The sequence below is a fragment of the Duganella callida genome (genome assembly GCF_004614165.1).
GTDB classification, from domain to species: domain Bacteria; phylum Pseudomonadota; class Gammaproteobacteria; order Burkholderiales; family Burkholderiaceae_D; genus Rugamonas; species Rugamonas callida.
In genome coordinates this window covers 1-6,097 of the sequence record NZ_SPVG01000136.1, presented here as the reverse complement: position 1 = coordinate 6,097, position 6,097 = coordinate 1, and the positions used below count along the sequence as shown (strand labels likewise).

6 protein-coding genes are annotated in these 6,097 nt (G+C 68.0%); 3 read left to right on the top strand and 3 right to left on the bottom strand.

The window, feature by feature from the left end:
- Together E4L98_RS13465 and poxB are read right to left on the bottom strand one after the other, a co-directional pair.
- Nucleotides 1-371 (bottom strand): oxidoreductase (locus tag E4L98_RS13465; protein ID WP_443093087.1); only part of this gene is annotated, 371 nt, incomplete at its 3' end.
- A gap of 16 nt (nucleotides 372-387) precedes the next feature.
- On the bottom strand, nucleotides 388-2,109 hold the full coding sequence (gene poxB, locus E4L98_RS13460) for a ubiquinone-dependent pyruvate dehydrogenase (protein WP_135202068.1): 1,722 nt from the start codon (nucleotides 2,107-2,109) through the stop codon (nucleotides 388-390).
- 203 nt (nucleotides 2,110-2,312) lie between these two features.
- Here poxB and E4L98_RS13455 point away from each other — a divergent pair, with 203 nt between their 5' ends.
- The 3 genes from E4L98_RS13455 to E4L98_RS13445 all read left to right on the top strand — a co-directional run bounded on the left by E4L98_RS13455 (nucleotide 2,313) and on the right by E4L98_RS13445 (nucleotide 4,304).
- Complete coding sequence (locus tag E4L98_RS13455; protein WP_135202067.1) at nucleotides 2,313-3,161, top strand: fumarylacetoacetate hydrolase family protein; 849 nt, start codon at nucleotides 2,313-2,315, stop codon at nucleotides 3,159-3,161.
- A 124-nt stretch (nucleotides 3,162-3,285) separates the two neighbouring features.
- Nucleotides 3,286-3,600, top strand: coding sequence for a putative quinol monooxygenase (locus tag E4L98_RS13450; RefSeq protein WP_135202066.1), 315 nt, complete (start codon nucleotides 3,286-3,288; stop codon nucleotides 3,598-3,600).
- Between the two features lie 8 nt (nucleotides 3,601-3,608).
- The gene (locus tag E4L98_RS13445; RefSeq protein WP_135202065.1) at nucleotides 3,609-4,304 is read left to right on the top strand and encodes an NADPH-dependent F420 reductase; all 696 of its coding nucleotides are present in this window, start codon (nucleotides 3,609-3,611) and stop codon (nucleotides 4,302-4,304) included.
- Nucleotides 4,305-4,354: 50 nt separating this feature from the next.
- Here E4L98_RS13445 and E4L98_RS13440 read toward each other — a convergent pair.
- Nucleotides 4,355-6,097: xanthine dehydrogenase family protein molybdopterin-binding subunit (locus E4L98_RS13440; protein ID WP_135202064.1), on the bottom strand; the 1,743-nt coding region annotated here is incomplete at its 5' end.

The window sequence follows — 6,097 nt, the reverse complement described above, 5'->3', positions numbered from 1 at the left end:
GGCGCGATCTGCCGGCCGCCCAGCCACGGCCGCTCGACCGAGGCCTTGCGGCCGGCGTGGTTCAGCTGCACCGCCACCGGCATGTCCGACCAGCGCCGCACCGAGTCCAGCGTGCGCGCCATGGCCGCCGCGCTGGCGTCGTCGTACAGGCCGACGTCGGCATAGCTGATGCGCCCTTCCGGCAACACCGCCGTCGATTCGATGGTCAAGAGCGCCGCGCCGGACTGCGCCAGCTGGCCCAGGTGCATCTGGTGCCAGTCGTTCATGCAGCCGTCGACGGCGGAATACTGGCACATCGGCGCGATCACGATGCGGTTGGCCAGTTGCAGCTTGCCCACCTGTAGCGGGCTGAAAAGTTTGGAGTGAGGCATGTTTGGTCCCATCAGGTTAACGCAGCATATTGACCTTGGCCAGGTCGATCAATTCTGCCGCCCGTCCGTCCAGCACGGCCTTCAGCATGAACAGGCCGAACTTGTGCGCCTCGTCCAACGTGGTATGCGGCGGCATGATCAGTTCCTGCCGCGCGCTCACCACATCGACCAGCACCGGCCCCGGATGCGCCAGCGCCTCCCGCACCGCGCCTTCCAGCGCGTGCGGATCTTCCACGCGGATGCCCTTGACGCCCATGGCTTCGGCCATGGCGGCAAAGTTGGGATTCTTCAGGTCGCAGCCGGTATCGAGGAAGCCGTTGGCCTTCATCTCCAGTTCCACGAAACCCAGCGTGCCATTATTGAGCAAAATGATCTTGACCGGCAAATTCTGCTGCGACAGCGTGAGGAACTCGCCCATCATCATGGAAAAGCCGCCGTCGCCGGAGAACGAAATCACCTGCCGCTGCGGATGCGATGCCTGCGCGCCGATCGCGTGCAGCATGGCATTGGCCATCGAGCCGTGGTTGAACGAGCCGACGATGCGGCGCTTGCCGTTCACCTTGAGGTAGCGCGCGGTCCAGGCGATCGGCGTGCCCACGTCCGCGGTGAACACGGCGTCCGCCGCGGCCAGCTCGCTGACCACGCGCGTGACGGCCTGCGGGTGGATGGCGCGCGTGCCGGCGTCGATTTCGGCCAGCTTGTCCAGATCCTTGCGCGCCTGCGCGTAGTCGTCCTGCGCGCGATCGAGGAAGCTGCGGTCGGTCTTTTGCGCCAGCTTGGGCAGCAGCGCCGCCAGCGTGGCCTTGACGTCGCCGAGCAGGCCGAGCTGCAGTGGGCAACGGTTGCCCAGCGCTTCCGGCCGCACGTCGATCTGCGCGATGTTGGCGTGCTCGGGGAAGAACTGGCGGTAGGGGAAATCCGCGCCCAGCACCAGCAGCATGTCGCAGCTTTTCATCGCCTTGTAGCCGGAGGCGAAGCCGACCAGGCCGGTCATGCCGACGTCGTACGGGTTGTCGTACTCGATGTGCTCCTTGCCGCGCAGCGTGTGCACGATGGGCGCCTGCAACGCGTGCGCCAGTTGCATGATTTCGCCGTGCGCGCCGGCGCAGCCGGCGCCGCAGAACAGCGCCACGCGCTCGGCACCGTTCAGCATGGCGGCCAGCGCATCGATCTGTGTCGCGGGCGGCAGCACCACGGGCTGGCTGGGCAGCAGCCACGGCGGCACCGTGGCCGCCAGCGGCTGCAGCGCCACGTCGCCGGACATCACCACCACCGCCACGCCTTTTTTCGCCACCGCCATGCGCATGGCGCGGTGCAGGATCTGCGGCAGCAGCGCCGCATTGGACACCAGTTCGACGTAATGCGCGCACTCCTTGAACAGGCTTTCCGGATGCGTGGCCTGGAAGTAATCGATGCCGATCTCCGTGCTCGGGATGTGGGCGGCAATGGCCAGCACCGGCACGCCGCTGCGCTGGCAGTCGAACAGGCCGTTGATCAGGTGCAGATTGCCGGGGCCGCAACTGCCGGCGCACACCGCCAGCGCGCCGGTCAGGTGCGCCTCCGCGCCGGCCGCGAACGCCGCGCCCTCCTCGTGGCGCATGTGCACCCAGTCGATCGCCCCCTGCCGGCGCAGCGCGTCGGTGAAGCCGTTGAGCGAATCGCCCACCACGCCATACACGCGCTTGACGCCGGCCTGGGCCAGTGTGTGTGCCAGATAGTCTGCCGCAGTAGTGCTCATGTACAACCTCCTCGGATGATGTAACGATCGGTAGATGAAGCCTGCGCCCGAGTGTAGTGCACAGTTCAATCGTGCTCCTCTCCATTTGGATCAGTGTGGGCGTCACCCTGCCAAAATATCAGGGTGGCGTTCTGCCCGGCGGCGGATTGTGGCCGGGATGGCCACCGCTGATACTTGGTCAACCCAACCTCACTGCAATCACCATGAAACTGCTGCGTTACGGCCCCAAGGGCCAGGAAAAACCCGGTCTGCTCGATGCCGGCGGCCAGATCCGCGACCTGTCCGGCCTGCTGGACGACATCACGCCGCGCACCCTGGGCGCCGCGGCGCGCGACGTGCTGCGCGCGCTCGACCCGGCCCGGCTGCCGCTCGTGCCGGGCACGCCGCGGCTGGGCGTGCCGTGGAGCGGCATCAGCAAGATCGTCGCCATCGGCCTGAACTACCACGACCATGCGCTGGAGGCCAAGCTGCCGGTGCCGGCCGAACCCGTCATGTTCGCCAAATGGCTCAGTTGCCTCAACGGTCCGGACGACGATGTGGTCGAACCGCTCGAAGCGAGCAAGCTGGACTGGGAGGTCGAACTGGGCATCGTCATCGGCGCCGAAGCCAGCAACGTCAGCGAGGCGCAGGCGCTCGACTACGTGGCCGGCTACTGCCTGGCCAACGACGTGACCGACCGCGCCTTCCAGATGGAGCGCAGCGGCGGGCAGTGGAGCAAGGGCAAGGGCTTCGACACCTTCGGCCCGGTCGGCCCCTACCTCGTGACCCGCGACGAGATTCCCGACCCGCAGCAGCTGGCGCTGTGGCTGGACGTGAACGGCGAGCGCATGCAGACCGGCCACACCTCGCGGATGATCTTCAGCTGCGCCCAGCTGGTCAGCTACTGCAGCCGCATGATGACGCTGCTGCCGGGTGACCTGATCATCACGGGCACGCCGCCCGGCGTGGGCATGGGCAAGCAGCCGCCGCGCTTCCTGCACACCGGCGATGTGATGACGCTGGGCATAGACCACCTGGGCCAGCAGCGCCAGCGCCTGGTGGCGCGCCGCTGACCGTCGCGGGCGGGCAGGATTATGACGTAGCGGTTCATACCGTATGCACCGCGGCGGCGATTGTTTCGACGCCGGCAATGGGCTAACTTCACGCCATCACTGAACCATTCCGAAAGGATAAATGATGGAAAAGAAATTAAGCCTGGTGGCCTTCCTCTACGCCCAGCCCGGCAAGGAACAGGAACTGGCCGGCCGTCTGCAATCGCTGGTCGAGCGCAGCCGCGCCGAGGCCGGTTGCATCAACTACGACATGCACCAGTCGGACGACGATCCCACCGTGTTCGTCATGTACGAGAACTGGACCTCGCGCGCCGCGCTGGACCTGCATTTCGAGATGCCGTACATGCAGGAACTGGTGGCCGCGCTGCCCGGCCTGCTGCGTGCGCCGCTGGACATGCACTACCTGAGCATGCTGTCCACCCCGGCCCAGCCGAAGTGAGGTCGGCCATGAAGATCGGCATTATCGGCGCCGGCCAGATCGGCGCAACCCTGGTGCAGCGCTGGCGCCAGGCCGGCCACCAGGTCAAGATCGCCAACGCGCGCGGCCCGCACACGCTGGCCGCGCTGGCGGCGGCTACCGGCGCCACAGCCGTCACTGTCCACGACGCCATGCGCGACGTGGACGTGGTGGTGGTATCGATCCCCTTGCTGAACATCGCGCAGTTGCCGGCCGACCTGTTCGACCACGCCGCGCCGTCCACCATCGTGATCGACACCGGTAACTACTACCCGCGCCAACGCGATGGCAGGATCGGCGCCATTGAGGAGGGCATGCTGGAGAGCCGCTGGACCGAGGCCCACCTCAGGCGGCCGGTCATCAAGGCCTTCAACAACATCTACGCCACGCACCTGAAGACGCTCAACCGTCCTTCCGGCACGCCCGGCCGCATCGCGCTGCCGGTGGCGGGCGACGACAAGGTGGCCAAGGCGGTGGTCATGCAGCTCATCGACGAAGTCGGCTTTGACGCCGTGGACGCGGGCAGTCTGGACGAATCGTGGCGCCAGCAGCCCGGTACGCCGGTCTACACCGGCGACTTCGACGTGGCAGGCACGGTGCGCGCGCTGGCGCAGGCGCAGCCGGGCCGCGGCAGCGACTGGCGCGCCACCGCCGCCAGCCCGGGCACGTTCGAGCAGCCGGCCTGACCGCCGCGCGGAGAGCACCAGTGTCGCCACTGGCGCTCTCCGCTGCCGGCTCAGGCCTTCAACGCCTCGGCATCGAACGGCAGCCGGCGCACCCGCTTGCCGGTGGCCGCGAACACGGCGTTGGCGATGGCCGGGCCGATCAGCGCCGTCCCCAGTTCCCCCATGCCGCCCGGCGTTTCGTGGTTGCTGACCAGATGCACTTCCATCGGCGGCACCTCGTTCATGCGCGCGATCTGATAATCATGGAAATTGCTTTGTACGATACGTCCCCGCTCCACCGTCAGCCTGCCATACAGCGCGGCCGTCAGGCCGAACACCTGCCCGCCTTCGAGCTGGGCGACGATGCCGTCCGGATTGACGGGCTGGCCGCAATCGACCGCGGACACCACGCGCCTGACGCTGACCTGGCCATTGCCGACCTCGCACTCGACCACCGCGGCGGCAAAGCTGCCCCAGGCCACCGCCAGCGACACGCCCATGCCGCTGCCGGGCTTCATCTTTTTGCCCCAGCCGGCCTTCTGCGCCGCCAGGTTCAGCACCGCCAGCGCACGTGGCTGCCTGGTCAGCATGGCCTGGCGGTAAGCCACCGGGTCCTGCCTGGCGGCCAGCGCCAGCTCATCGATGAAGCTTTCGATCACGAACGTGTTGTGGGTGGGACCGACGCCGCGCCAGAAGCCGGTCGGCACCGGCGTTTCCAGCGCGCCGAATTCCACGTACTTGTGGGCGAAGTCGTACGGGCTGTGCGCCGCGTCGATGGCGTCCGTATCCACGCCATTGGCCATCCAGGCCGGCTGGAAGCGCGCCTCCACCGCCGAACCGACGAAGCGGTGGCTGAAGCCCACCGGCCGGCCGTCGGCATCCAGCGCGGCGGTCAGTTCGTCGCGGTAGAACGGGCGGTACAGGTCGTGCTGCATGTCCTCCTCGCGGCTCCAGATCACCTTGACCGGATGATCGAGCTGTTTGGCCACCAGCACCGCCTGCACCACGTAATCGGACTCCAGCCGGCGGCCGAATCCGCCGCCGATCAGGTGGTTGTTGATGCGCACCTTGGCCGCGTCGATGCCGAGCGCCTGCGCCACGTGGGCCTGCACCCGGCCCGGCGCCTGCGTGCCGGTCCATATCTCCACGCCGCCGGCGTGCACGTGCGCGGTGCAGTTCATCGGTTCCATGGTGGCGTGCGCCAGAAACGGTGCGTAGTACACCGCCTGCTGCGTGCGCGCGCCTTGCGCCACCAGCTGGGCGAAATTGCCCTCGTTGAGCGCCACCAGGCCTTGGGCCTGGGCGGCGGCGTCCAGCCGGCGCTCCCATTCCGCCGACGAGAAGCCGGCGTTGGGACCATCGTTCCAGGTGATCGCCAGCGCCGCCAGGCCCTTGCGCGCGGCGCCGTTGTGGTCGGCGATCACCGCCACCGCGTCGCGCAGCTTGACGATCTTGCGCACGCCCTTGACCGCGCGCGCCTTGCTGTCGTCCACTTTCTCCAGCGTGCCGCCGAACACCGGGCAGGCGGCAATCGCCGCGATCTTCATGCCGGGCACGCACGCGTCGATGCCGAATCTGGCGCTGCCGTCGACCTTGGACGGCACGTCGGTGCGCCTGGCGGCTGTGCCGATCAGCCTGAGTTGCGCGGCCGGCTTCAACGCCGGCTTCTGCGGCACCGGCAGCAGCGCGGCCTTGGCGGCCAGTTCGCCGTACTTGCGGCGCCGGCCGCTGGCGGCGTGGATCACTTCGCCATTGCGCGCCTGGCAGCTGGCCGGGTCCACCTGCCATTCCGCCGCGGCGGCCGCGACCAGCAT

Bases quoted from the DNA above. Each gene is read 5' to 3' on its own strand.
- poxB (WP_135202068.1), bottom strand. From the start codon at position 2,109: ATGAGCACTACTGCGGCAGACTATCTGGCACACACACTGGCCCAGGCC.
- E4L98_RS13445 (WP_135202065.1), top strand. From the start codon at position 3,609: ATGAAGATCGGCATTATCGGCGCCGGCCAGATCGGCGCAACCCTGGTG.
- E4L98_RS13450 (WP_135202066.1), top strand. From the start codon at position 3,286: ATGGAAAAGAAATTAAGCCTGGTGGCCTTCCTCTACGCCCAGCCCGGC.
- E4L98_RS13455 (WP_135202067.1), top strand. From the start codon at position 2,313: ATGAAACTGCTGCGTTACGGCCCCAAGGGCCAGGAAAAACCCGGTCTG.